The organism is Serinicoccus hydrothermalis (assembly GCF_001685415.1).
GTDB lineage: Bacteria > Actinomycetota > Actinomycetes > Actinomycetales > Dermatophilaceae > Ornithinicoccus > Ornithinicoccus hydrothermalis.
The window spans coordinates 3,197,733-3,223,172 of record NZ_CP014989.1 but is presented as its reverse complement, the minus strand read 5'-3'; the positions used below and the strand labels follow the sequence as shown (position 1 = coordinate 3,223,172).

General features: G+C 72.8%; 21 protein-coding genes and 1 rRNA gene. 8 read left to right on the top strand and 14 right to left on the bottom strand.

What is annotated here, in order from left to right:
- Window positions 1-33: 33 nt before the first annotated feature.
- The 5 genes from SGUI_RS15085 to SGUI_RS15065 form a co-directional block, all read right to left on the bottom strand.
- A complete protein-coding gene (locus SGUI_RS15085; protein ID WP_066641636.1) occupies window positions 34-798 on the bottom strand; it encodes an amino acid ABC transporter ATP-binding protein in 765 nt (254 codons plus the stop codon).
- Between the two features lie 11 nt (window positions 799-809).
- On the bottom strand, window positions 810-1,469 hold the full coding sequence (locus SGUI_RS15080) for an amino acid ABC transporter permease (protein WP_066641632.1): 660 nt from the start codon (window positions 1,467-1,469) through the stop codon (window positions 810-812).
- 11 nt (window positions 1,470-1,480) lie between these two features.
- Window positions 1,481-2,329 carry a transporter substrate-binding domain-containing protein gene (locus tag SGUI_RS15075; protein WP_066641630.1) on the bottom strand — a complete coding sequence of 283 codons (849 nt, stop codon included), beginning with the start codon at window positions 2,327-2,329 and terminating at the stop codon, window positions 1,481-1,483.
- Window positions 2,330-2,565: 236 nt separating this feature from the next.
- Window positions 2,566-3,603, bottom strand: a complete 1,038-nt coding sequence (locus SGUI_RS15070) for a 4-hydroxy-3-methylbut-2-enyl diphosphate reductase (RefSeq protein WP_066643497.1) — start codon at window positions 3,601-3,603, stop codon at window positions 2,566-2,568.
- A gap of 55 nt (window positions 3,604-3,658) precedes the next feature.
- A complete protein-coding gene (locus tag SGUI_RS15065) occupies window positions 3,659-4,426 on the bottom strand; it encodes an alpha/beta fold hydrolase (protein WP_066641627.1) in 768 nt (255 codons plus the stop codon).
- Between the two features lie 101 nt (window positions 4,427-4,527).
- Here SGUI_RS15065 and xseA point away from each other — a divergent pair, with 101 nt between their 5' ends.
- Window positions 4,528-5,763 (top strand): exodeoxyribonuclease VII large subunit, encoded by a 1,236-nt coding sequence (gene xseA / locus SGUI_RS15060; protein ID WP_066643486.1) that lies wholly within the window; start codon window positions 4,528-4,530, stop codon window positions 5,761-5,763.
- Window positions 5,764-5,802: 39 nt separating this feature from the next.
- On the opposite strand, the gene SGUI_RS17565 is transcribed toward xseA, so the two are convergent.
- Complete coding sequence (locus SGUI_RS17565; RefSeq protein WP_157621871.1) at window positions 5,803-6,000, bottom strand: hypothetical protein; 198 nt, start codon at window positions 5,998-6,000, stop codon at window positions 5,803-5,805.
- Window positions 6,001-6,097: 97 nt separating this feature from the next.
- On the opposite strand from SGUI_RS17565, the gene SGUI_RS15055 reads away from it, so the two are divergent.
- On the top strand, window positions 6,098-6,370 hold the full coding sequence (locus SGUI_RS15055) for an exodeoxyribonuclease VII small subunit (protein WP_066641625.1): 273 nt from the start codon (window positions 6,098-6,100) through the stop codon (window positions 6,368-6,370).
- Here the strand turns inward: SGUI_RS15055 and SGUI_RS15050 are convergent.
- The gene (locus SGUI_RS15050; RefSeq protein ID WP_066641623.1) at window positions 6,367-6,966 is read right to left on the bottom strand and encodes a DUF4245 family protein; all 600 of its coding nucleotides are present in this window, start codon (window positions 6,964-6,966) and stop codon (window positions 6,367-6,369) included. The two genes, SGUI_RS15055 and SGUI_RS15050, sit on opposite strands and share 4 nt — an antisense overlap.
- Before the next feature lie 89 nt (window positions 6,967-7,055).
- On the opposite strand from SGUI_RS15050, the gene glpX reads away from it, so the two are divergent.
- From glpX to SGUI_RS15030, 4 genes are read left to right on the top strand one after another with little or no spacing between them, the layout of a single operon-like run.
- Window positions 7,056-8,078 carry a class II fructose-bisphosphatase gene (glpX, locus tag SGUI_RS15045; protein WP_066641621.1) on the top strand — a complete coding sequence of 341 codons (1,023 nt, stop codon included), beginning with the start codon at window positions 7,056-7,058 and terminating at the stop codon, window positions 8,076-8,078.
- The gene (locus tag SGUI_RS15040; protein ID WP_066641619.1) at window positions 8,078-9,004 is read left to right on the top strand and encodes a carbohydrate kinase family protein; all 927 of its coding nucleotides are present in this window, start codon (window positions 8,078-8,080) and stop codon (window positions 9,002-9,004) included. The genes glpX and SGUI_RS15040 overlap by 1 nt, the downstream gene beginning before the upstream one ends.
- A 27-nt stretch (window positions 9,005-9,031) precedes the next feature.
- The gene (locus tag SGUI_RS15035) at window positions 9,032-9,541 is read left to right on the top strand and encodes a beta-class carbonic anhydrase (RefSeq protein ID WP_066641617.1); all 510 of its coding nucleotides are present in this window, start codon (window positions 9,032-9,034) and stop codon (window positions 9,539-9,541) included.
- A 7-nt stretch (window positions 9,542-9,548) separates the two neighbouring features.
- Entirely contained in the window at window positions 9,549-10,517 is a 969-nt protein-coding gene (locus SGUI_RS15030; protein WP_191090922.1) for a MauE/DoxX family redox-associated membrane protein, read from the top strand.
- Here the strand turns inward: SGUI_RS15030 and glmM are convergent.
- From glmM to rplM, 3 genes are all read right to left on the bottom strand, one after another.
- The gene (gene glmM / locus SGUI_RS15025) at window positions 10,487-11,833 is read right to left on the bottom strand and encodes a phosphoglucosamine mutase (protein ID WP_066641613.1); all 1,347 of its coding nucleotides are present in this window, start codon (window positions 11,831-11,833) and stop codon (window positions 10,487-10,489) included. The genes SGUI_RS15030 and glmM overlap by 31 nt on opposite strands.
- 188 nt (window positions 11,834-12,021) lie before the next feature.
- Window positions 12,022-12,528, bottom strand: a complete 507-nt coding sequence (rpsI, locus tag SGUI_RS15020) for a 30S ribosomal protein S9 (RefSeq protein WP_066641612.1) — start codon at window positions 12,526-12,528, stop codon at window positions 12,022-12,024.
- A gap of 16 nt (window positions 12,529-12,544) precedes the next feature.
- Entirely contained in the window at window positions 12,545-12,988 is a 444-nt protein-coding gene (gene rplM / locus SGUI_RS15015) for a 50S ribosomal protein L13 (RefSeq protein WP_066641611.1), read from the bottom strand.
- Window positions 12,989-13,190: 202 nt separating this feature from the next.
- On the opposite strand from rplM, the gene SGUI_RS15010 reads away from it, so the two are divergent.
- Entirely contained in the window at window positions 13,191-14,360 is a 1,170-nt protein-coding gene (locus tag SGUI_RS15010; protein WP_066641610.1) for an AI-2E family transporter, read from the top strand.
- Between the two features lies 1 nt (window position 14,361).
- Window positions 14,362-14,922, top strand: coding sequence for a winged helix-turn-helix domain-containing protein (locus SGUI_RS15005; protein ID WP_066641609.1), 561 nt, complete (start codon window positions 14,362-14,364; stop codon window positions 14,920-14,922).
- A 9-nt stretch (window positions 14,923-14,931) separates the two neighbouring features.
- On the opposite strand, the gene pulA (SGUI_RS15000) is transcribed toward SGUI_RS15005, so the two are convergent.
- The 4 genes from pulA (SGUI_RS15000) to rrf all read right to left on the bottom strand — a co-directional run bounded on the left by pulA (SGUI_RS15000) (window position 14,932) and on the right by rrf (window position 25,417).
- A complete protein-coding gene (pulA, locus tag SGUI_RS15000) occupies window positions 14,932-17,598 on the bottom strand; it encodes a pullulanase-type alpha-1,6-glucosidase (RefSeq protein WP_066641608.1) in 2,667 nt (888 codons plus the stop codon).
- 21 nt (window positions 17,599-17,619) lie between these two features.
- Entirely contained in the window at window positions 17,620-23,331 is a 5,712-nt protein-coding gene (gene pulA, locus SGUI_RS14995) for a pullulanase-type alpha-1,6-glucosidase (RefSeq protein WP_066641607.1), read from the bottom strand.
- 110 nt (window positions 23,332-23,441) lie between these two features.
- Window positions 23,442-25,223 (bottom strand): stealth family protein, encoded by a 1,782-nt coding sequence (locus SGUI_RS14990; RefSeq protein ID WP_066641606.1) that lies wholly within the window; start codon window positions 25,221-25,223, stop codon window positions 23,442-23,444.
- Window positions 25,224-25,300: 77 nt separating this feature from the next.
- A 5S ribosomal RNA gene (rrf, locus tag SGUI_RS14985) occupies window positions 25,301-25,417 on the bottom strand.
- Window positions 25,418-25,440: the final 23 nt, after the last annotated feature.

Genomic DNA, 25,440 nt, shown 5'->3' with positions numbered 1-25,440 from the left:
CCGCGGGGCTGCGCCGACCACCGGCGTCGGGGCTCAGCCCTCCTCGAGCTCGCGGAGGAAGGCGCGGCCCCGCTCGCTGGTGGGTCGCTGCAGGACCTGGGCCGGGGGCCCCTGCTCCGCGATGCCGCCGTCGGCCAGGAGCACGACGCGGTCGGCCGCCTGCCGGGCGAAGCGCATCTCGTGCGTGACCACGACCATGGTCATGCCCTCCGACGCGAGGTCCCGCATGACGCCGAGCACCTCGCCCACGAGCTCGGGGTCCAGCGCGGAGGTCGGCTCGTCGAAGAGCATGACGGTGGGATCCATCGCGAGGGCGCGGGCGATGGCCACCCGCTGCTGCTGGCCGCCGGAGAGGCTGTCCGGATAGGCGTCGATCTTGTGCGCCAGCCCCACCCGCTCCAGCAGGTCCTGGGCGCGCTGCGCGGCGTCGCCGCGCGAGCGGCCCAGCACGTCGCGCTGGGCGACCGCGATGTTGTCGCGGACCGTCATGTGCGGGAAGAGGTTGAAGGCCTGGAAGACCATGCCGATACGGGCACGGAGCTGGTTGAGGTGCTTCTCGTCGTAGCGCAGCGGCTGGCCGCCGACCTCGATCGAGCCCTCGCTCACCCGCTCCAGTCCGTTGATGCACCGCAGCAGCGTGGACTTGCCCGCCCCGGAGGGGCCGATGAGGGTGACCACCTCGCCGCGGGCGACGTCCAGGTCGATGCCGTCGAGCACCGCGGTGTCGCCGAAGCGCTTGACGATGCCGCGCATCCGGACCACCGGCGCGCCGTCGGTCCCGCTCTGCGTGCTGCTCATGTCTGCTCCGCTCATGCCGCCCTCCGGTGCCTGCCCAGCCGGTGCTCCAGCGCGTTGACGACGACCGTGAGCACCAGCACGATCGCGAGGTAGTAGATCGCGACGATGACGTAGGCGGTCAGCGGCTGGTAGGTGGATGCCGCCATGTTCTGCGAGGTCCGGAAGAGCTCGGTCATCCCGATGAAGGCGACCAGGGAGGAGTCCTTCACCGCGATGATGTACTGGTTACCGAGCACCGGCAGCATCGTCCGCAGCGCGAGCGGCGCCTGGACCCTGCGCAGCGTCGTCGTCCGGGACATCCCGACGGACCGGGCGGCCTCGGTGAGCCCGCGCGGGACCGAGAGGAAGCCGGACCGGATGATCTCAGCGATGTAGGCCGAGTTGTGGAAGGCCAGCGCGAAGGCGCCCGCCCAGAAGGCCGGCAGGGTGACCAGGTAGGCCAGGCCGAAGTAGATGATGAAGATCTGGGTGATGAGCGGCGTGCCACGCACCAGCCCGATGTAGGCCGTGGCCAGCCACCGCAGCGGGCGCACCCGGCTCATCGCCAGCGCCGCCACACCGGCCCCGACGACCATGGCCATGACCAGGGCCGCGGCGGTCAGGCTGAGGGTGACCCAGGTCGCCTCGAGGAAGAGCGGGGCATACTCCGCGAAGAGCTCGACGAACTGCACGTCCGCAGGCCTCAGCCCTCGTCGGTGGACCCGGACCCGGCGGCGTCGCCGGAGATGTCCTGGCCGAAGTACTTCTCGCTGATCTCGCCGTAGGTGCCGTCCTCGACGATCGTCGCCAGGGCCCCGTTGAGGTCGTCGACCAGCCCGGAGTTGCCCTCCTTGACGGCGAAGGCCGGGGACTCGGTGTAGAGCGGGTCACCGCACTCGACGACGTCCAGGCCGGCCTGCTCGATCTGGTACAGCCCGACGAGGCGGTCGGTCATGACCGCGTCCAGGCGGCCGGTGCCCAGGTCGCGCAGGGCCACGACGTCGGAGTCGAAGGTGCGGACCTCACCGACCCAGTCGCCACCCTCCTCCTCGAGGTAGTCCTGGTAGGTGGTGCCGGTCGCGACGCCGACGGTGGGGCTGTCGAGCTCGGAGACGTCGGTGCAGTCGGTGCCCGAGGCGACGAAGGCCTGGGCGCCGGAGCTGTAGTAGCCGTCGGTGAAGTCCACCGCCTCGTCCCGCTCCTCGGTGGGCGTCATGGAGGCGATGAGGACGTCGTAGCGGTTGGCCTGGACGCCCCCGATGAGCGAGGCGAAGGCGGCGGTCTCGCTCTGCATCTCCAGCCCCAGCTCGTCGGCGACGGCCGCGCCGATCTCGTAGTCGAAGCCGGTCAGCTCGTTGCCGTCGAAGTAGCTGAACGGCTGGAACTCACCGCTCATGGCGACGACCAGCGTGCCGTCGTCGATGAGGTCCCCGGAGACCCCTCCGGCCTCGCCGGAGCCCCCCGGCTCCCCGGAGCCGGTGTCCGACCCGCAGGCGGACAGGGTCAGGGCGGTCACGGCCGCCAGGACCAGGCTGGTGCGCGAAGCAGTCATCTGCAGAACATCTCCGTTTCCTCGAGCGGGAGCCGCCGGACTGCAGGCTCCCTCGACGGCCGCCTGCCCTCCCCCGGGCGGCGCGGCCGGAGCCACCATAGCCACGCGTCGAGGTCCGTCCGTCCGCCTTGTGGGCGACGCCGAAGTCTGCTAACGCACGCGCGCATGGTCGACGCCCGGGGCGGTCCCGGGCGTCGGGCATACCGTGACCGAACTGTGACCTTGAGTGCGCGGCGTCAGCGCAGCGAGCCCTCCCGGCCGCTCGGGATGGAGCTCGGGTCGTGCTGCACCTTCTTGACGTCCTGGCCGGCCGCCTTGAGGTCACGCCGGATCTCGGTGGGCAGCGCGAAGAGCAGCGACTCCTCCGCCGCCGTCACCGCCTGGACGTCCTCGAAGCCCCGCTCGGCCAGCCAGTCGAGCACGTCGCGCACGAGCACCTCCGGCACGCTGGCACCGCTGGTCACGCCGACCGTGGCCACGTCCTCGAGCCAGGCCTCGTCGATCTCGTCGGCGTAGTCGACGAGGTGCCCGTCCCGGGTGCCGTACTCCAGCGCGACCTCCACCAGGCGCTTGGAGTTGGAGGAGTTCTGCGAGCCGACGACGATCATGAGGTCGCAGTCGGTGGCCATCTGCTTGACCGCGACCTGACGGTTCTGGGTCGCGTAGCAGATGTCGTCGCTGGGCGGGTCCTGCAGCTTGGGGAACTTCTCCCGCAGCCTGCGGACGGTCTCCATGGTCTCGTCGACGCTGAGCGTGGTCTGCGAGAGCCACACGACCTTCTCCGGGTCCCGCACCTCCACGTGGTCGACGTCCTCGGGGCTCTCGACCAGGGTGATGTGGTCCGGGGCCTCGCCCGCGGTGCCCTCCACCTCCTCGTGGCCCTCGTGGCCGACGAGGAGGATGTCGTAGTCTCCGTCGGCGAAGCGCACGGCCTCCCGGTGCACCTTGGTCACCAGCGGGCAGGTCGCGTCGATGGTCTGCAGGGAGAGCCGGCGGGCCTCGTCGTGCACGGCCGGGCTCACGCCGTGCGCGGAGAAGATGACGCGAGCCCCCTCGGGCACCTCGTCGGTCTCCTCGACGAAGATCGCGCCGCGCTTCTCCAGGGTCCGCACCACGTGCTTGTTGTGCACGATCTCCTTGCGCACGTAGACCGGCGCGCCGTAGAGCTCCAGCGCCTTCTCCACCGTCACCACGGCGCGGTCGACGCCGGCGCAGTAGCCGCGCGGGGCGGCGAGCAGGACTCGGCGGGCGACGTCCGCGTCCGCGCTCGGCACGTCCACGGTCTCGGTCGGTCGGGTCGAGGGTGTAGCAGAAGTCACGCAGCCAAGTCTAGGTGGTATGCCTGGGCGCCCGGTGAACGCCGAGGACCGCCTCGCGCAGCACGGCGGCCACCTGCTGCGGGTGCGTGGACGGCATGAGGTGCGAGGCACCGGGGATGGTGACCACCTGCGCGTCCCGCGCCGCGGCGGCGAACCTGCGCACGTGGATCCGCATCTGGTCGAGCTGGCCGTTGACGAGCACCACCGGGCACTCCACAACGCGCAGCAGGTCCGGCGTCACCTCCGACATGACCAGGTCCCACGCGGCCGGGAGCGCCGCGTAGGCCGCGCCGTCCGGGAGGGCGGCGGCGTGCTCGCCCCGCGCCCCGAGAGCCCGCATCAGCGCGTTGGCCACCCGGGCCGTGCGGTCGGTGCCCAGCGCCGGCAGCGCCCGCGCGAACCCCCGGTACACCCCGGTGAGCGGACCCCGAGGGTCGGCCGTGGCCCCGATGAGCACGAGCCCGCGCAGGGCGCCGGTATGCCCGGCCGCCCACATCATCGCCAGGTATCCCCCGAGCGAGTGGCCGGCGAGGACGGGACCCCCGCCGTCCTCGTCGCCGGCGAGGTCACGGGCCTGCGCGACCGCCGCGTCGATGGTCGCGAGCGCCGCCTCGCGGGTGAACGCCTCCCCCACCCGTGCACCGTGCCCCGGCAGGTCCACCGTGACCAGGTCGACGTCCGGCAGCAGCGCCCGGTAGGGCTCCCACTGCGCGCGGCTCATCCGGGTCCCGTGCACCAGGACCAGGACCGGTCGACGCGCCGCACCCTCGTTCGGCATACCGAGGAGTCTGCCCCGCCCGACCGCCCCGGGCCACACGGCGGCAGCGCGCCCCGGCCGGACCTCCCCGGTCGGTGACGCGGGCGGCATACCCTGACGGGGTGCCGACGCCCTCGTTGCCCCCGACCGCCCGGGAGACCACGGCCTCCTCGCCGTGGCCGGTGCGCACGCTGTCCATGAAGATCAGCGACTACGTCGACAAGATGTCGCCGCTGTGGGTCGAGGGCCAGATCGTGCAGCTCAACCGGCGCCCGGGGATGTCGACCGCCTTCCTCACCCTGCGCGACACCGACGTCGACATGTCCCTGTCGGTGGCGATCCCCACCGGGGCCCTGGACGCGATGCCCGCGCCCCCGGAGACCGGTGCCCGCGTCGTGGTCCACGCCAAGCCGACCTTCTGGGCCAAGCGCGGCACGCTGCAGCTCGAGGCGCGGCAGATGCGCCACGTCGGAGTCGGCGAGCTGCTGGCGCGGCTGGAGCACCTCAAGCAGCTGCTGCGCAGCGAGGGGCTCTTCGAGCCGGGGCGCAAGCGGGCGCTGCCCTTCCTCCCCCGCCGGGTCGGGCTCATCACGGGCCGCGCCACCGCGGCCGAGCGGGACGTCCTCGCGGGTGTCGCCCGTCGGTGGCCCGCGGCGGTGGTCGAGGTGCGGCAGGTGGCGGTGCAGGGCACCGACACGGTGTCCGCGGTCACCGCGGCCCTGCGCGAGCTGGACGAGATGCCGGAGGTGGAGGTCGTCGTCATCGCGCGCGGTGGCGGCTCCTTCGAGGACCTGCTGCCCTTCTCCAACGAGACCCTGGTGCGGGCGGTGTCCGCCGCGCGGACCCCCGTCGTCTCGGCGATCGGGCACGAGAGCGACAGCCCGCTGCTCGACTTCGTCGCCGACCTGCGTGCGTCCACCCCCACCCACGCGGCGGCGGCCGTCGTCCCCGACGTCGCCGACGAGCTGCGCGGGCTGACCACCGTGCGCGGCCGGGCCCGCCGCGCGCTCGACACCCGGGTCGCGCGCGAGCGGGAGCGGCTGCGCGAGCTCATGGCGCGCCCGGTCATGGCCGACCGCGCCGCGATCGTCGCCCAGCACCGGCGGGAGGTGACCGAGGCCCACCGCCGGGGCCGCTCGGTCCTGCAGGGTCGCCTCGACCTGGAGCGCGACCGCAGCGACCAGCTGCTCCGGCACCTGCGGGCGGTCTCCCCCCAGCACACGCTGCAGCGGGGGTATGCCGTCGTGCGCCACGCCGACGGCGTCATCGTCCGCGACCGGGACGAGGTCGACGCCGACGAGCTGCTGCGGGTCACCGTGGCGCACGGGGACTTCGCCGTCCGGCCGGTCGGCCGCTGACGCGACGAGCAGCCGGTCGGGCCCACGCCCGGATCCGGGTCAGGCGTCGGTGGGCGGTCCCTCCGGCGCGGGATCGGGCGCGGGCTCGGGCTCCATGGGACCCGGCCCGGGCGGGGCGGGCTCCGACGGGCCCGGTTCGGAGGGTCGTGGCTCGTCGGGACCCGGCTCGGAGGGCCGCGGCTCGGACGGGGTTGGCTCGGGCGGGCTGGGCTCGGACGTCTGCGGTTGGTCGCTCATCGCACGCTCCTGCTCCTCGATCGGATGTCTCGCACCGTACCCCCGAGCATGGTCGGCGGCTCGCCGGAGCGCCCGAGGCGCCGGATACCCTGGCCCGATGAGCGAGTCCAGGGACGACACCACGCCCGCCGACACCCCCGTGGCCGACCTCAGCTACGAGCAGGCCCGCGACGAGCTGGTGGCCCTGGTCGCCCGGATCGAGTCGGGCCAGGTGCCGCTCGAGGAGGCCATGACGCTCTGGGAGCGCGGCGAGGAGCTCGCCGCGCACTGCCAGACCAAGCTCGACGCGGCGCAGGAGACCCTCGACCGGTCCACCCAGGACGGCGGACCGCTGGGCGGGACGGCCCCGGAGGACGCCGGCGACGACTAGTCGCGCGCCTGGACCGTCTCCAGCAGGGCCCGCGCCTCGTCCTCCTGCGCGGTCCCGTGGACGATCACGGTGCCGGCGTCCTGCGTCTCGAGGACCCAGGCGTTCTGCGCGTTGCCGGACTCGGCCTGCCACGTCTGCCACTGCTGCTCGCCGTCGGGCCCGGGCAGGACGGCCTCCCCGGTCCGCTGGCCACCGGCGAGGACCGCGTCCCGCCAGGCCTGGGTGACGTCGTCGGCCTGGTGGATCGCGAGGTACTCCCCCTGCGGCGTGACGTAGGAGACGTGCCAGGTCGTCACGTCCTCCAGCGGCTCGAACCACACGACCGTGGGCGACCACGCATCGTCCGGCTCGGGCACCCAGACCGGCCAGTCCGCCTGCTCCTGCGCGTAGGTCGCGGTCGAGGCCACCTCCACCCGGCGCGGCTCCGGCTCGCTGGGGTTGTAGGTGAGGGACCACCACACGAGGACCAGGGCCAGCACGAGCAGGGTGGAGTAGACCATGTTCCGCACCGTGTAGGAGGCCAGCCGCTGGCGCCGCCGGTCGGGCGCGGGGGTCGGTGCCGCCGGGCCGGCGCTGGGGTGCGGACGCTCGCTCACCCCTCCATGGTCGCACCCGAGCGGCCCCGGCCCGCGCGGGGCGGACCCGATAGGGTGACGGTCAGCAGCGTTCCGACGAAGGAGGGCCCATGGCCGACCGCTCACCGAAGACGACCGACCAGGTCCTCCCGGACCGCAACCTCGCCCTGGAGCTGGTGCGGGTCACCGAGGCCGCGGCGCTGGCCGCCGGCCGCTGGGTGGGGCGCGGCGACAAGATCTTGGCCGACAACGCCGCCGTCGAGGCGATGCGCAAGGTCATCTCCCAGGTCGCCATGGACGGCGTGGTCGTCATCGGCGAGGGCGAGAAGGACGAGGCGCCCATGCTGTTCAACGGCGAGGCGGTGGGCGACGGCAACGGTCCTGCCGTCGACGTGGCCGTCGACCCCATCGACGGCACCACGCCGACGGCGAAGGGCATGGACAACTCGATCGCGGTCATGGCGGTCTCCGAGCGGGGGACGATGTACGACCCGTCGGCGGTGTTCTACATGGACAAGCTCGTCGTCGGGGCCGACGTGGCGGACCGGGTGGACATCCGGCTCCCGGTGCAGGAGAACCTGCGCCGCATCGCCCGCGCCAAGAAGAGGTATGTCGAGGACCTCACCGTCATCATGCTCGACCGCCCCCGCCACGACCGCTACACCCACGAGGTGCGCGAGGCGGGGGCGCGGCTGCGCTTCATCACCGACGGCGACGTCGCCGCGGCCATCGCGGCGGCCCGGGAGGGATCCTCGGTCGACATGCTCATCGGCATCGGCGGCACCCCCGAGGGGATCATCACCGCGTGCGCCATGAAGGCCATGGGCGGGGTCATCCAGGGCCGGCTGTGGCCCAAGGACGACGACGAGCGGCAGCGGGCCATCGACGCCGGACACGACCTGGACCGCGTGCTGTCCACCGACGACCTGGTCACCGGTGACAACTGCTTCTTCGTCGCGACCGGCATCACCACTGGCGAGCTGCTCCACGGCGTCCGCTACGGCTCGGGCACGGCGGTCACCCAGTCGCTGGTCATGCGCTCCCGCTCCGGCACGATCCGGGAGATCACCTCCCACCACCGGCTGGACAAGGTCGCCGCGATCGCCGACTCCCTCTCCCCGGACGCCGTCTGATGGCCGCCGTCCTCACCGTCGGCGAGGCGCTCATCGACATCGTCGTCCCGCACGGGGACGGCGAGCGCAGCGAGCACGTCGGGGGCTCCCCCGCCAACGTCGCCATCGGCGTCTCCGCCCTCGACCACGACAGCCGGCTCACGGCATACCTCGCGCCGGACGAGCACGGCGACCGGGTCCGCGAGCACCTCGAGCGGCACGACGTGCAGCTCACCGAGGGCTCGACCGCAGCCGACCACACCTCCACCGCGACCGCTCACCTCGACGCCGACGCCGTCGCGACCTACGACTTCGACCTGGCCTGGGAGGTCGGGCCGCAGGACCTCTCCGGCGTCGGCCACGTGCACACCGGCTCCATCGCCGCGACCCTGGAGCCGGGCGGGTCCGAGGTGGTCCGGCTCATCGAGCGGGCGCGGGAGACGGCGACCGTCTCCTACGACCCCAACGCGCGACCCTCCATCATGGGCAGCCCGCGCGACGCGCAGCAGCGGATCGAGGAGTGCATCGGTCGTAGCGACGTCGTCAAGGCGAGCCTGGAGGACGTCGAGTGGCTCTACGGCGAGGACGTCGACGTGGTGCAGGTCGTCCACGAGTGGGGCCAGCTGGGACCCGAGCTCGTGGTCGTGACCCGCGGCGGCGACGGCGCCGTCGTCCACCTCTCGCGCGACGACACGACGCTCGAGCTGCCCTCGCTCACCGTGCAGGTGGTGGACACCGTCGGCGCCGGCGACTCGTTCATGTCCGGGCTGCTGAGCGGGCTGCTGGACGCCCGGCTGCTCGGGTCCCCCGAGGCGCGTGCACGGCTGGCGCACGCCGAGCTCGAGGACATCGCGCCCGCGCTGGAGCGGGCGGTGGCCTGCGCCGGCTTCACCGTGGCGCGCGCCGGGGCGGCGGCACCCACGCGCGCCGACCTGGGGCTCGACTGACGGCGGACCCGGATAGGCTCTTGCACCATGAGCACGAGCACCGCCTTCGAGGACCTGCTGCGCGCCAACGAGGAGTATGCCTCCACCCACGCCGATGAGCTCCAGGGCTTCGACGGGGTGGCGCACGCCGGCGTCGCGATCGTCACCTGCATGGACTCCCGGATCGAGCCGCTGCAGATGCTCGGCCTGACCCACGGGGACGCCAAGATCTTCCGCAACCCCGGTGGTCGCGTCACCGACGCGGCCCTGGAGGCCCTGGTGCTGGGCGTGCACCTGCTCGGGGTCGAGCGCATCCTCGTCGTCCCGCATACCCGCTGCGCGATGACGTCGAAGAGCGAGAACGAGCTGCGCGAGACGATCTCGGAGCTGACCGGCATCGACGCGTGGTTCCAGCGCTTCCACGTCGTGCCGGACCAGGAGGCCGCCCTCGCCGAGGACGTGCACCGGGTCACCTCGCACCCGCTCATCCAGGGGCGGGCCGAGGTCGGCGGGTTCCGCTACGACGTCGACACCGGCCGGCTGACGCAGCTGGTCTGAGCCCGTGGTGAGCGCCCTGTCGCTGGCGCCGGTGACGCTGGCCGTGCTGCTGGGCTGGTCCGGGGCCGCCAAGCTGCGCGAGCCGTCGGCCACGGCCGACATGGTCCGCGAGCTGCGGCTCCCCCGCCGGCTCGCCCCTGCAGCGGTGTCCCGGGTCCTGCCCCTGGCAGAGCTGCTGACCGCGCTGCTCCTGCTCACCCCGTGGACCTGGACGTATGCCCTCGGCGCGGTCGCGGCGCTCGCGCTCTGCACCGCCTTCCTCGTGGTCGTGGCGCGCGCCATGGGCTTCGACCCGCGGCCGGTGTGCGCCTGCTTCGGCCGGGTGGGCCACCACGAGATCGCGGGCCGCACCGTCGTGCGCAACGCGCTGCTGGTCGGCCTCGCCGTCGTGGCGGTCGGGATCGCGGTCGCGGGGTCCAGCACGGGCCGGCTGGTGGCGGACTACCGCTGGGCCGACTGCGTCTGGCTGGCGCTGGCCGCCACGGCGGCGGTGGTGATCGCCCTCGTCGCCGGCGGGGCGGGCCGGACGCCCGACCCCCGTGCTGACCGCGACGCCGTCGACGACGCAGGGCGGGACGGCGGCACGCTGCTCGGCTCGGTGCTCGTCGACCCCGACCTGGGGACGACCACGCTCCTCACCCTGGTGCTGCCGCGCCCGCAGGTCGTCGTGGTCGTCGACTGCTGGTGCGGGTCCACCTTCACGGTGCTGGAGCGGCTGCCCGCCTGGCGCTCGCGGGCGCCCGAGCTCGGGGTGCACCTCGTGCACACCCAGCCGCCCTTCGCCGAGCCTCGCGCCCAGGGTCTGGCGGACGTGTGGTGGGACCCTGGCGACCGGCTCCTCACGGCCCTGGGCACCGGGCGCGGACCCTGCGCCGTCCTCGTCGACGAGGGCGGGGTGCTCGCCGGCCCGGTGACCGGCGTCGAGGAGGTCGAGCGGCTGGTGGGCTACAGCGCGAGCCGGTCGCGCACCACCTGAGCCAGCCGGTCGGCATACCCCGCGGCGCGCTCCTGGGTGTCCGCCTCGACCATGACCCGCACCAGGGGCTCGGTGCCGGACTTGCGCAGGAGCACCCGGCCCTGGTCGCCGAGCTCGGCCTCGATGTCGCGCACCGCCGCGGTGACGCCCTCGTCCTGGCCGACGCGGTCCTTGTCGACGTCCTTGACGTTGACGAGGATCTGCGGCAGCCGGGTCATGACCCCGGCGAGCTCGTGCAGCGCCTGCCCGGAGGACACGACCCGCTGGGCGAGGGCGAGCGCGGTGAGCACGCCGTCGCCGGTCGTCCCGTGCTCGAGCATGATGACGTGCCCCGACTGCTCCCCGCCGAGGGAGTAGCCCTTCGCCCGCATCTCCTCCAGGACGTAGCGGTCCCCCACGGCCGTCTGCACGACGGTGATGCCCTCGCGCTCCATCGCCTGCAGCAGCCCGAGGTTGCTCATGACCGTCGCCACGAGGGTGTCGTCGCGCAGCTCGCCCCGGTCGTGCAGGCTCAGCGCGAGGATGGCCATGATCTGGTCGCCGTCGACCTGCTGGCCGCGGGCGTCGACCGCGAGGCACCGGTCGGCGTCCCCGTCGAAGGCCACCCCCATGTCCGCACCGCGGAGCACCACCGCCTCCTGCAGCTGGTCCAGGTGGGTGGAGCCCGCGCCGTCGTTGATGTTGAGGCCGTTGGGGTCGGCGCCGATGAGGTCGACCGTGGCACCGGCGCGCCGGAAGACCTCCGGGCCGACCTCGGAGGCCGCGCCGTGGGCGGCGTCGATGACGATGCGCAGCCCGTCCAGCCGGCCGGGGGCCGCGCTCAGGAGGTGCTCGATGTAGAACTCCGCGCCGCGCTGGAAGGGCCGGATGCGTCCCACGCCGGCGCCGGTGGGGCGCTGCCAGTCGCCGCCGACGCGCTCGGAGATCCGGTCCTCGATCTCGTCCGCCAGCTTGTGCCCGCCCCGGGCGAAGAACTTCAGCCCGTTGTCCGGCATGGCGTTGTGCGAGGCGGAGAGCATGGCGCCCATCTCGGCGTTCATCCGCTGCGTGAGGTAGGCGATCGCCGGGGTCGGCAGCACCCCGGCGTCGAGGACGTCGACCCCGGCCGAGGCCAGGCCGGCCATGACGGCCGCCGAGAGGAACTCGCCGGAGGCGCGGGGGTCGCGGCCCACGACCGCCGTGGCCCGGTTGCCGCCGTAGACGCTCTGTCCGCCCAGCTCGTGCGCGACGGCCACGGACAGGTCCAGCGCCAGCTCGGCGGTGATGTCCTTGTTGGCCAGGCCGCGCACCCCGTCGGTGCCGAAGATCCGTCCCATTCGTCGTCCTCGTCCTCGTCCTCGTCCCGTTCGGGCTGACACGGCAGTATGCCGCACCGCCGCGCACCCGCGGCGCAGGCGGGCCGGGCACCGACCCCCGCGGGGACGCCGACGGCCCGCCCGGAGCCGTGCTCCGGACGGGCCGTGGGCCCTGCTCGACCGGTCGGGGCGCCGGTCGGCGCGCAGGGTCAGCGCTTGCTGTACTGCGGCGCCTTGCGCGCCTTCTTCAGGCCGGCCTTCTTGCGCTCGGGCACGCGGGCGTCACGCGTGAGCAGACCGGCACGCTTGAGGGCGGGACGGTTGAGCTCGGTGTCCACGCCGTTGAGCGAGCGGGCCACGCCCAGGCGCACGGCACCGGCCTGGCCCGAGGGGCCACCGCCGTGCACGCGCACGAGGACGTCGTAGGCGCCGTCGAGCTCCAGCAGGGTGAGGGCCTCGGCGGCGATCTGCTGGTGCACCTTGTTCGGGAAGTACTCGGCCAGGGTCCGGCCGTTGATCCGCCACTGGCCGCTGCCCGGGACGATCCGCACGCGGGCGACGGCCTGCTTGCGACGGCCGGTGCCGGCGCCGGGGGCCGAGGCGCTCGGACGCTCGGCGGAGGCGCCCTCCGCGCCGCGGGCCGACTCGGTGGTGTACTCGGAGACGGCGTTCTCGTCGAAGTCGCCGTCGGTGGTGTCGATGTCGTTGACAGTCATGGGTCCTTCGGCTTCCTTACTGGGCGACCTGGGAGATCTCGAACGGGACGGGCTTCTGCGCGGCGTGCGGGTGCGCGTCGCCGGCATACACCTTGAGCTTGGAGAGCATCTGGCGGCCCAGGGCGTTCTTGGGGAGCATGCCGCGCACGGCCTTCTCCACCGCCCGGGTCGGGTGCTTCTCGAGCATCTGCTCATAGCTCTGCGCCTTGAGCCCACCGGGGTAGCCGGAGTGGCGGTAGGCCTTCTTCTGCTCCAGCTTGGAGCCGGTCAGGGCCACCTTGTCGGCGTTGATGATGATGACGAAGTCACCGGTGTCGACGTGCGGGGCGAAGATCGTCTTGTGCTTGCCACGCAGCAGCGTCGCGGTCTGGGACGCGAGCCGGCCGAGGACGACGTCGGTGGCGTCGATCACGTGCCAGGCGCGGGTGATGTCACCGGCCTTCGGGGAGTAGGTGCGCATTCGCCTACCTTCTTTGCGGAATCGGGTTCTGGGCAACTGTTCCAGTCTAGCCGCGGCCACGAGGCTCCCCAAACTCACCATCGTCGCAGGTCAGCGCGGGTATGCGCGGTCACGGGCAGGTGCATACAGCGCTTCTGTGCACAGAAACTGTGCACGCAGCGCGGCCATGCACTAGCCTTCTCGTCGTCGAGAGGAGCACGCCGTGCCCATCCTGCCCTCCCTGCGCCGACGCGAGCCCGAGCGCCGCTCCCCCGCCGAGGCCGTCCCGCCCGCCCCTGCGCCTCTCGCACCCCGTCCCTGGCCGCGGGCGGTGCTCGTGCTGCTCGGCATCGCGCTGACCTTCGCGGTGCTGCTCGGCCTGCACCAGCTGCGCGACTACGTCGCCCCCGTCTTCCTCGCGCTGAACCTCGTGCTGGCCGCCTTCCCGCTGCAGCGCTGGCTCATCCGCCTCCGGGTCCCCGGGCCGCTCGCCGCGCTGGTGACCGGCACCGCCATCTTCGCCTTCCTCATCGGCTTCTTCACCGCCCTGGGCTGGTCCGCGGCGGCCATGGTGGAGGAGCTGAGCTCGCGCGAGTACCGCCAGCGCTACACCGAGATCTACACCGACGTCGTCACCTGGCTCGAGCGCTACGGCCTGGAGCAGGACACGCTCACCGAGCAGCTGGAGTCGGCGCTCGACCCGAGCCGTCTCATCGGTGCCCTCGGCGGCGTCCTCAGCAACCTCGGTGGGATCCTCGGCCTGCTCACGACCACCGCCATCGTCATCTTCTTCCTCATGATCGACACGCTGAGCGCCGGGCGCCGCCTGTCGCTGGTCAAGGACCAGCACCCCAACGTCGCCCACGCGCTGGTGAGCTTCGCCCGCGGGGTGCGGCGCTACTGGGTCGTCACGACGGTCTTCGGCCTCATGGTGGCCCTGTTCGACGTGATCGCCCTGGTCTGGCTGGGCGTGCCGCTGGCCCTGGCCTGGGGCGTGCTGTCCTTCCTCACCAACTACATCCCCAACATCGGCTTCGTCATCGGCCTCGTGCCGCCCGCGATCGTGGCCCTGCTCGCCAACGGCCCGGTCAACGCCCTGCTCGTCGTCGCCGTCTACAGCGTGCTGAACTTCGTCATGCAGTCCCTCATCCAGCCCAAGTTCACCGGCGACGCGGTCGGGGTCACCCCCACGATCACCTTCATCTCCCTCGTCGTCTGGGCCTGGGTGCTCGGCCCGGTCGGCGCCCTGCTCGCCCTCCCGGCCACCCTCCTGGTCAAGGCCCTGCTCATCGACGCCGACCCCGCCGCCCGCTGGGTCAACGCCTTCCTCGCCTCCAACCCGGACACCGCGACCGCGGAGACCACGCGGGAGAGCTTCGAGCAGGGGACCTGAGGTGGTGCAGAGGTCGGCGCTGCGGACGCTCGCGCACCCGCTGCGCAGCCGGCTCCTGGCCGAGCTGCGGGTCCACGGCCGGGCGACCGGGACCGAGCTGGCGACGGCGCTCGGCACGCACACCGGCGCCACGTCCTACCACCTGCGCAAGCTCGCCGAGGTCGGTCTCGTCGAGGACACCGGGACGGGCACCGGGCGGCGCCGGGTCTGGCGCGCGGTCGAGACCGTGCCCACCGACCCGGTCGACGACGAACCCGTCGACGAGGACGACGCCGAGGCCGCGGACTGGCTGGCGCTGGACTACCTCGCCCACTTCGGGGACCGCGCCCGGGACTGGCTGGGCGAGCAGCACCGGTGGGACCCGCTCTGGCGGCAGACGTGCGGCCTGGAGGACCACACGGTGCAGGTCACGACCGAGCAGCTGACCGCCCTGCGCGCCGAGCTGCTCGAGGTGCTCGAGCGCTACCGCCGGGTGGGGCAGGGCAACCCGAGCGCCAAGCGGGTCGTCGTCTACACCTGCGCCCTGCCGGTGGACCCCCGCTCCCCCGGCGCGGCCGGCTGAGGCAGGCCGCTACCGCGCCGCCGGCCGCACCAGGACGGCGGCGGTCAGCCCCGGCGCGACCACCTCCCCCTGGCCCGCCCGCCACCGCGTGGCCTTGACCTGCTCGTCGGCGCCGTCGCGCTGGACGGGCGAGAGCTCCCAGTGCTCGCCGGCCAGGCCGGGGACCGTGATGCCGACGGTGTCGGCGGCGGCGTTGAGCACGACCAGGACCCCGTCCTCGCGGCTCCGCCCCGGGGTGGTGCACCGGCGCCCGTCGACGAGCATGACCACGCGGTCCGCGCCGCCCTGATCGGTGCCCGACACCGGGAAGGACACGGCCTGCTCGATGGCCTCCGCCCGGCCCAGCCGGAGCAGCGGGTGGCGGGCCCGCAGCCGCAGCAGGTCCAGGGCGCAGTCCCGTGCCCGCGCCATGTCCTCCGGGGTCGGCACCAGGGCAGGGTCGGCCAGCAGCGGCCGCATGAGGTCCCACCGGGCACCGTTGTCCGGCTCCGACGGCAGGCCCCGGGCGAAGCCGTTGTCGCGCAGCCCCGGGTCGTAGTGGTTGAACCAGTCGCCCGAGGCGTAGCTGTTGCGGTCCAGGCTCTTGCTGCGCAGCAGCTCGGCCCCCGCGTGCCAGAAGCTGACCCCCTGCGACAGGGTGACGGTCGCGAGCGCCAGCGTGTTGCGCCGGACCCGTTCGGCCATGCCGGTCGTGGGCGGCAGCTTGAGCAGCAGGGTGTCCCACAGCGTCTCGTTGTCGTGCGCGTCGACGTAGCTGACGCTCTCCTCCGGGGACGAGGCATACCCTCCGGGCGACCCGCCGTAGGGCACCTGCTCCCCGCGCACCGGCTCCCCCGTCTCCTGGCTGCGCAGCGTGATCCCGCGCAGCCCCCCGGCCAGGCCCACCTGCAGCAGATCGGTATGCCGGGGGTCCCGCCCGCCGGTGGCGAACCCGAGCCCGGAGCTCGGGTCGGCGTCGTGCACGCTGCCGCCGCGGACCGCGTCGCGCAGCCGGTCGTTGAAGGTGCCGACGCCGGTGCCGTCCAGCTCGCCCTGCCGCGCCTGGCGGAAGCGCGCACCGTGGGCGACCTCGCCGAAGTCCCAGCCCTCGCCGTAGAGGTGGACGGCGCTCCCGTCCACCCCGTGCTCCTCCACCGTCAGCGCGTCCAGCGCGGCGCGCACCGCCTCGAGGTTGGCGCGGGTGTGGTGGCCCATGAGGTCGAAGCGGAAGCCGTCGACACGGTAGTGCCGGACCCACAGCACGCAGCCGTCGACCATGAGCTTGCCGGCCACCGCGTGCTCGGTCGCGACGTTCTGGCAGCAGGTGGAGGTCTCGACCAGACCCTCGGCGTCGAGCCGGTGGTAGTAGCCCGGGACAACCCGGTCCAGCACCGAGGCGCGGTGCAGCCCGGAGTCGGTGGTGTGGTTGTAGACCTGGTCCAGGACCACCCGCAGCCCGAGCTCGTGCAGCCCGGCCACCATCGTGCGGAACTCGGCGACGCGGGCTCCGCCGTGCGCCTGGCCGGGGCTGGAGGTGTAGGACCCCTCGGGCGCGAGGAAGTGCCACGGGTCGTATCCCCAGTTGAAGGCGTCGCGCAGCGCGTGGGACCGCACCCGCCGCTGCTGCTCGGCGCTGTCAGGCGGCAGCGCCGCCAGGGCGTCGACCGGCTCGTGCGCCCGCTGCGCCGGGTCCTCGGGGACCGAGGTGAGGTCGTAGGTCGGCAGCAGGTGGACCGAGGTCAGCCCGGCCTGCGCCAGCCGACGCAGGTGCCGGGTCCCGAGGCCGTCGGCGCCGAAGGCGAGGTAGGAGCCGCGCTCGGCCTCCGGCACCTCCGGGTCGTCGCGGGAGAAGTCGCGGACGTGCAGCTCGTAGACGGACTGGTCCACCGCACGGATCGGCGGCGGCACCGGCGCGTCCACCCACCGGCGCGGGGCGTGCGCCGGGTCGGCGAGGTCGACCAGCACCGAGTGGCGGGAGTCCAGCGACAGGCCGACCGACCAGGGGTCGGTGCTGCGCACCCGCTTCCGCTCCCCCGTCCGGGGCAGCACGTGGTCGAGCTCGAGCAGGTAGCAGCGGTCGGCCCAGGAGGCCCTCCCCGTGACCGTCCACGTGCCGTCGGGCTCGCGCCCCATGGGCACCCGCATCGGCTCGCCCACCGGTGACCACGCGCGCTCCCGTCCGGGCTCCGGACGCCCCTCCCAGAGCAGCAGCTGCACGTCCCGGGCGGTCGGTGCCCACACCTGGACGGTGGGCCGCCGCTCCCCGCCCTCGCCGCGCCAGCTGACGCCCAGGTCGCGGGTCAGGACGGATGCGGCATACAGCTCGTCCAGCACCCCGGGCACCTGCACCGACGTCGCCAGCCGCGCCTGGCCGCTCCCGTCGCGGCCGACCACCGCGACCTGCCCGGTGAGCAGCTCCTCCGCGCGACCGGCGTCGGTCGCCCCGAGCCGCAGCGCGAGGTATGCCGCCAGGTGCGGCCGGCGGCCCGTCACCTCGGGCGGCAGCGACCCCTCGCCGAGCTCGAGCCCGCACTCCCCCGCCGGTGACCGCGGGTCGAGACCGCCGTCCGGGGCGACCGCGAGGGTGAAGGTGAGGTCCTGCGCCGCGAGCCCCGGGGGCAGCGCGGCGGCGGGGATCGCCAGGAGCTCGCGGGTCAGCCAGTGCGCGCGGGCGCGGAGCAGGTCGAGGTGGTCCACCCGCCCATCCTGCCTGCCCGCTCAGGGCTGGACGAAGACCGCCACGGTCCGGGCGGGCACCCGGGCGGTGCCGCTCTCGGCGTCCCAGGTGGCCTCCCGCACGACCGGGTCGGCGCCCTGCGCCTGCACCGGCGAGAGCTCCAGCGCGGCACCCTCGAGCCCGGGGACCACCTGGTCCACCGGCTCGTCCTGGGCGTTGAAGACGACGAGGAGGCCGTCCAGGTCCGGGTCGGCGTCGGCACCGACCGTGTCGTCCACCCGCATGACGACGACCTGCTCGTCGCCCAGCTCGGTCCCCGAGACCGGGAAGGTGAGCTTCTGCTCGACGAGCTCGGGGTCGCCGAGCCGGAAGAGCTCGCTCGAGGCGCGCAGCCGCAGCAGGTCGGCGGCCATGGCGGAGGCCTGCTCGATGTCCGCCGGGGCGGGCCGCAGCGCGGGGTCGGCGAGCAGCGGCTGCATGATCGGCCACGTGTCCTCGTTGTCGGCCGCGGGCGGCAGGCCCCGACCGAAGCCGTTCTCCGACATCGTGAAGTCGAGCACGTTGAACCAGTCGCCGCTGTTGTAGGAGTTGCGGTCCAGGCTCTTGCTGCGCAGCAGGTCGGCGCCGGCGTGCCAGAAGCTGATCGACTGGGACAGGGTGGTCGTCGACAGGGCCAGCGTGTTCATCCGCACCCTGTCGGCCATCGTGGTGTCCCGGGGCAGCTTGAGGGTCAGGGCGTCGAAGATCGTCTCGTTGTCGTGCGCGTCGACGTAGTTGACCACCTCGTCCGGGTCCTCGGCATACCCGGCGGGCGAACCGTTGTAGGAGATCTCCTCGCCGGTGACCTCCTCCCCGGTCTCCTGGCTGCGCAGCACGACGTCGCGCAGGTTGCCGGCCAGCCCCAGCTGGACCAGGTCGGTGTCGTTGCCGCTCGTGCCGCCGGTGGCGAAGCCGCGCTCCGCGCGCGGGTCCTCGTCGAAGGGCCCGCCGCCCCGGACGCCGTCGCGCAGCCGGTCGTTGAAGGTCCCGATCGAGGTGCCGTCCAGCTGGCCCTGGGTGGCCTGGTAGAAGCGCGCGTTGTCGGCGACCTCGCCGAAGTTCCAGCCCTCGCCGTAGAGCGTGACCTGCGAGCCGTCGACCCCGTCGCGTCGCAGGGTGAGCTCGTCCAGCCCCTCCCGCACCGCCTCCATGTTGGCCCGGCTGTGGTGCCCCATGAGGTCGAAGCGGAAGCCGTCGACCTTGTAGTCCCGCGCCCACAGCACCACGGCGTCGACCATGAGCTTCTGCGCCATGGCGTGCTCGGTGGCGACGTTCTGGCAGCAGGTGGAGGTCTCCACCTGCCCGACGTCGTTCAGCCGGTGGTAGTAGCCCGGCACCACCTTGTCGAGCACGCTCCGATCGCCCTGGCCCGACTCCGCGGTGTGGTTGAAGACCTGGTCCAGGACCACCCGCAGGCCGGCGTCGTGCAGCCCGCCGACCATGGTGCGGAACTCGGCGACGCGGGCACCGCCGTCGGCGGCCTCCGTGGTAGACGCGTAGGAGCCCTCCGGCGCCATGAAGTGCCACGGGTCGTAGCCCCAGTTGAAGGGGTCGGCGTCGGCCTGCGCCATGACGCACGCCTGCTGCTCGCTGCTGTCCGGCGGGAGCGCGTCCAGGTCGCAGTCCGGCGTGGGAACCGCGTCGGCGTCCGCCGTGGCCTCGGGGATCGAGGCGATGTCGAAGGTGGGCAGCAGGTGCACGGTGTTCATCCCCGCGTCCGCGAGCGCCTCCAGGTGGCGCCGGCCGTAGCCGTCCTCGGCGAAGGCGAGGTATGACCCGCGCAGCTCGGCGGGGACGTCCGGGTCCGCCACGGAGAAGTCGCGCACGTGCAGCTCGTAGATGGTCTGGTCGACCTCGTCCTCGAGGGTCGGGGCCTTCGCCGTGCGCCACACCCGCGGCTGCCAGCGGCGGTCGTCCAGGTCCACGAGCACCGACCGCGCGCTGTCGAGGGTCAGGCCGACCGAGTAGGGGTCGGTGACCCGGTTGGTCTCGACCGCACCCGTCGACGGCACGAGGACGTCCACCTCGTAGAGGTACTCCCGTCCGGACCACGAGGCCTGACCGGCGGCCGACCAGGTCCCGTCGGCGGCACGACGCATCTCCACGCGTCGCGGGTCACCGGAGCCGCCGGCCGGCCAGGTCAGCAGGTCGACGTCCTGCGCCGTCGGGGCCCAGAGCCGCACCGTGGGCCGCGAGCCGCGCCAGCTCACGCCGAGGTCGGCGTCGGCCGCGCGCGCGGCATACAGGTCGTCGAGGACCCCGGGGACCTGCAGCCCGGTCGCGTCGACGAGCCGCCCCAGGTCGTCGTACCTCGCGACCGCCACCTGACCGGTGAGGATGTCCTCCGCGGCGCGGGCGGTCTGCCGGTCCAGGCGCAGCGCCAGGTAGCCCTCGAGGTGCGGGAAGTCCTCCAGCACCGCGGCGGGCAGACCGTCGGGCTCGAAGGTCAGGGCGGAGGAGTCGCCACCGGTGACCGCCTCCGCGTCCACCTCCAGGCCGCCGTCGGCCGCCCAGTGCATCCGCCAGTCGCTCAGCTGCGGGTCGCCGACGCCGTCGGCGGGCCAGGCGACGACGTTGTCGCTCACCCAGTAGGCGCGCTGCGAGGTGAGGTCGGGGGCGACCCCCGCCTCCGAGGTGGACACCGAGAGGACATGGGTCTCCAGCTCGTAGCTGAAGGTGGTCAGCACCCCGTCCGAGGGCACGGAGAAGCCGATGTTGGGCCCGTCCGGCTCACCGCCCTCCCCGTAGCTCTCGTCCCAGCTGAGCCCGTGGGCGGCCTTGACCTCGTAGTTGCCGGCCGGGATGCGGGTCGTCGCGTAGGTGTAGGTGCCGTCGCCGTCCGGGTCGATGAGCCACGGGGCCATGCACGCGGGCGACCAGTCGGCGGGGCAGCCCAGCTCGCTCTGCATGGAGCCGGGCGCGGTGATGATCGGCCCCTCGGCGTCGGAGGTGACGTAGTGCCGGGCGTGCTCGTAGTAGAAGCTCACCGGCCCGCCGTCGGCGGTGTAGGCGATGTTGGCGCCGCCGGGCGCTCCGCCGGCGCCGTAGTTCTCGTCCCAGGAGCGGTCGATCGCGGCCTTGTACTCGTAGTCCCCGGCCGGGATGGTGCCGGCGTCGTAGGTCCGCTTCCACACGCTGTCCGCCGCGTCCAGGGAGAGCTGGGCCTGCTCGCAGTCGGGCTGCCAGTCGCCGGGGCACCCCATGACGGCGTTGTGGCTGCCGGGGACGCTCACCGCGTCGGGCTGCTCGACCGGGCCGATGGGGTCCACCCCGCCGCCCCCGCCGCCGCTGCCCGGCTCGCCCACGATGCCGTAGCTCGAGGACGCGGAGACGTTGCCCGAGTGGTCCCGCAGGATGGTGCGGTACTCCAGCAGGGTGCCCTCCGGCATACCGCTGACGTCGTGGAAGACACGGTAGGGGGCGTTGTCGTCGGTGCCGAGCACGGACCACTCCTGCACGCCCACGGGGCGGTAGGCGTAGGTGACCTGGGCGAAGACGTTCTCCGGCACCGCTGCGCCGATCTCGGCGCGGCCGCCGACCACCTCGCCCGCGGCGGGGCTGGTCAGGGTCACGGCCGGCGCCTCGCGTCGCGGCCGCAGCGCGCTCCCGGCACGGTAGACCTCGACCGAGAGCGGGTCGACCTCCACCGTGAGACGCCCCTCGGAGCCGGTGATGATCCGGCCCCTGTCGCCGTAGAGGGCGTGGAACAGCGTCCTCGGGCTGTAGGTCGACAGCGAGGCCCGCTGGGGCTCCTCGGAGTTGTTGGCGACGACGAGGTACTCCACCTGCTCGTCGGCGTCGATGCGCGAGAAGGCGTAGATCCCGGCCTCGTCGCTGGCGTAGCGGTGGATCTGCGCGCCGTCGGCCAGGGCCGGGTGCGCGGCGACGAGGTCGCTGAGCACGGCGATCTGGCGGTAGAGCGGGTGACGCGTGTCGTAGCGGTCCCTCGAACCGGACGGGGCGCCGATCACCGGCTCCTGCGCATACTGCTCCACCTGGGTGGCGAACATGTCCTGCCGTGCGTCCTTGTCGCCCCCGGCTCCGATGAAGCCCTGCTCGTCGCCGTAGTAGACGACCGGCTGCCCGCGGGTGAGGAACATCAGGGCGTTCGTCAGCTCGACCCGGTCCTGCAGGTCCTGCCCCGAGTAGTCGTCGGCCAGCATCATGGCCGCACGTCCCATGTCGTGGTTGCCGGTGAAGGTCGGCAGCTGGTAGGCGTTGGAGTCGGTGTCGGTGTAGTAGTCGTCCTGGGCGTAGAACGTCCGCAGGTCGGTCGTGGCGGCACCCCGGGCGAAGGCGACCGAGCGGGCCTGGAACCCGAAGTCGATGACGGCCTGCAGCTTGCCCTCGGTCGAGAACGTGGACAGGTACTCCGGGTTGCTGTCGTAGACCTCGCCGAACATGAAGAAGTCCTCGTCGCCCTGCCGGGCCGCCTCGAGCACGCGCGGGCTGAACTCCTGCCAGAACTCGAGGTTGACGTGCTTGACCGTGTCGATCCGGAAGCCGTCGATGCCGAGCTCGGCCCAGGTGGAGTAGATGTCGACCATGCCGTCGACGACCTCGGGGTTCTCGGTGAAGAGGTCGTCGAGGCCGACGAAGTCGCCGTAGGTGCTGGACTCGCCGGCGAAGGTGGAGTCGCCCCGGTTGTGGTAGAGCGTCGGGTCGTTGAGCCAGCCCGGCACCTTGACCTCCGCGTCCTCCTCGCTGCGGAAGACGGGTGTGTAGGGGAAGGAGGTCTCGGGGTCCAGCAGGGGGAACGGCTTGTTGACGTAGTCGCGGTCGTCGAAGGCGTTGCCGGCCGCGTCGCGGTAGGGCTCGGTCTCCTTGTCGACGTAGCCGTACTCCCCTTCGGCGTAGTCGATGACGTCCGCGGTGTGGTTGGTGATGATGTCGAAGTAGACCTTCATGCCGCGGTCGTGCGCCTCGTCGACGAGGGCCCGCATCTCCTCGTTGGTCCCCAGGTGCGGGTCGATCTGGGTGAAGTCGGTGACCCAGTAGCCGTGGTAACCCGCGCTCGCGTCGGCCCCGGAGCCCTGGACCGGGCGGTTCTTGAAGCTGGGGGTCAGCCAGATGGCGGTCGTGCCCAGGCCCTCGATGTAGTCCAGCCGGTCCTGGATCCCGGCGAGGTCGCCGCCGTGGAAGAAGCCCTTGTCGGTGGGGTCGAAGCCGTGCTGCAGCCGGTCGCCCCCGAGATCCGCCCGGTCGTTGCTCGTGTCCCCGTTGGCGAACCGGTCGGCCATGACGAAGTAGAACTGCTCGCGGGTCACCGGGGCGCGCAGGCTCTCCCCCGCGAGGGCGGCGTCCTGCTCCTCGCCCTGCTCGGCGAGCACGGGCACCAGGCCCAGCTCGTCGGCCTCGTCGTCGAAGGAGAACTCCAGCGAGGCCGGCCCCTGCACCTCGAAGGAGAGGTTCTGCTCCGGGTATGCCTCGTCCCACGCCCTGTCGAGCGCCACCTTGTACTCCCACCTCCCCGCCGGAACCTCGAAGGTGCTGCGGTAGAGCGTGTCGCTTCCCTCGACCGCCGCGAGCCGGGTGCTCTCGCAGGCCGGGGCCCAGTCCTCGGCGCAGCCGAGCTCGCTCTGCAGGTCACCGACCAGGGTCACGGTGCGGACGGCGTCCGGTTCGGGCGCCGCCGTCGCGGCGGGCAGGGCCGCGGTCGCCGTGGTGGCGAGCAGGGTGGATCCGAGCAGGGCAGCGAGCAGTGGACGCGTCATTGCGATCTCCAGAGCGGGGCAGGGACGAAGGCCTGCGCCTCAAACTAGAGCGTCCTTGCAGGGAACACAACACCTTCCCGCAAGATTTTGCAGAACTGATGCCTCGTCGGTCAAGCGGTCGACGGCTCGCGCTCGTAGGGCGAGGGAAAGGGGAAGCGGGAGGTGAGGAACTCGCCCAGCATCCGCTGCACCTCCTCCCGGGACTCCGCCCCGGTGTCGAAGTCGTTGAGGCAGAAGGTGTCGACCGGCCGTCCCTCGTCCAGCGCAGCCATGCGCTCCTGCGCGTCGGCCGCGCCGATGTCCACGTAGCGCATGGCGATCTCCCCCGGGACCGCCCGGCCGGTGAAGAGGGCGTAGTGATGGTGCATCGTCGCCGCGAAACCCAGGTCGGCGGGCGAACGGAAGCGCGACCTCGTCGTCGCCGCGACCTCCTCGGGGTAGGCCCGCTCGAGGTCGAGCATCACCTGCCGGATCTGCGGGTGCGGTGCGTGCTTGAACTTGTGCGTGATGCCCCGCCCGAAGTCGGCGGCCAGGAGCGCACGGACGTTCTTGCCGGCGGAGTTGGGCGCCACCTCGCCGTCCAGCAGGCCCCCGACGCCCAGCTGGAAGGGCGAGAATGGGACTCGTGCGATCCCGTTGGCGTGGAAGAACGTCTCTGCCCCGACCGGCCGCGCCAGGAAGACGTCGTCGTTGAGGTAGAGGTAGCGCTCTGAGAGCCCGGCGATGTGGTGCAGCCTGGTACCGATCGCATGCGAGTTGTAGGTGGGCAGAGCCTCCTCGTCGAAGATGTCGCGGTGGTCGACGACGGTGATCCCGGGGGCATCCGGGTCCAGCCAGGAGGGGACCTGGTCGTCGGTCACGACGTAGACGTGGCGCACGAAGGGCGCATACATGTGCAGCGACCGCAGGGAGTAGCGCAGCTCGTCGTGGTCGCTGTAGCGGGAGGCGTTGGCGGCGATCCCCGAGGGCTGCTCGCCGCGGTAGCGGGCCCGCCGGGCGGCGTGCTCCGGGTCGTCGCCGTCGACCCACGTGTAGACCACGTCGACCGGGAAGGCGACCTCGTCCGGCAACGTCCAGGCGAAGGGCTCCACGGTGGGATAGTCGCGGCCCGCGACGGTGCGCGTCGCAGGCTGTCGCGCCGAAGGAGGCAGCACGTCGGCGACCCGGTTGACGCGCGGCGCCACCCACGACGTCGCCAGCGCGTCCGGAGGTGTCTGGCAGCGCAGGCCGGCGAGGCCCTCCCGTCCGGCCTCGTCCGCGAGCAGCTCCTGCCCGTCGCGCCAGAACTCCACGTCACAGCCGTGGTCCAGACCCGCCAGGACCCTCCCCGCGGGTGAGAGCACGGGCTCGGCGAAGCGGATGACCGGTCCCCTCTTGATCCGCCCGTCCAGCGCGCCGTCCACGTAGGCGCTGCGCACCTGGGCCCGTCCCCCCGCGCCCGGCCTGACCGCATGCAGCGCACTCGAACGATAGCGCTCCCGCATCTCCCGCAGCAGCGCTGCGCGATCACGCGCATGGACCCCCACAACGTGGCGCAGCCGCGACCGTCCCCGGACCAGGAAGTAGTCGATCCCAGCGGTCTCGAGCACGTCGACGACGAGGCGCAGGTTGTGCTCGCTCGCCCCCGCGGCGGTGAACTCGGTCACCTCACGCGCCGGACCGTCCAGCCCATGACCCTCGACGAACCGGATGCTGGGGTCCTGCGCCTCCAGGGCCTCCCGACGACGCGCGATGGCCGCCAGGCGGCGTTCCTCGCTCACCCGCTCCCGCGCCTCCGCCCGCTCCCTGCGCGCTTGCTCGGCTGCCTCCCGCCTCGCCTCGGCGCGCCGCTCGCGCACCCGTGCCGGCACGAGTGGTCGCGCCAGACGTCGCAGACGGGGCAGGCGCGTCATGGCTCTCCTGGGATTCGGACGACGGGGGAACAGCGAAAGGGCCCACCCTGGTGGGTGGGCCCTTTCGGTGAATAGTGGTCCGGCGGTGTCCTACTCTCCCACACTGTTTCCGGTGCAGTACCATCGGCGCTGTCAGGCTTAGCTTCCGGGTTCGGAATGTGACCGGGCGTTTCCCTGACGCTATGACCGCCGTAACAATATCGACCATGTTCACACA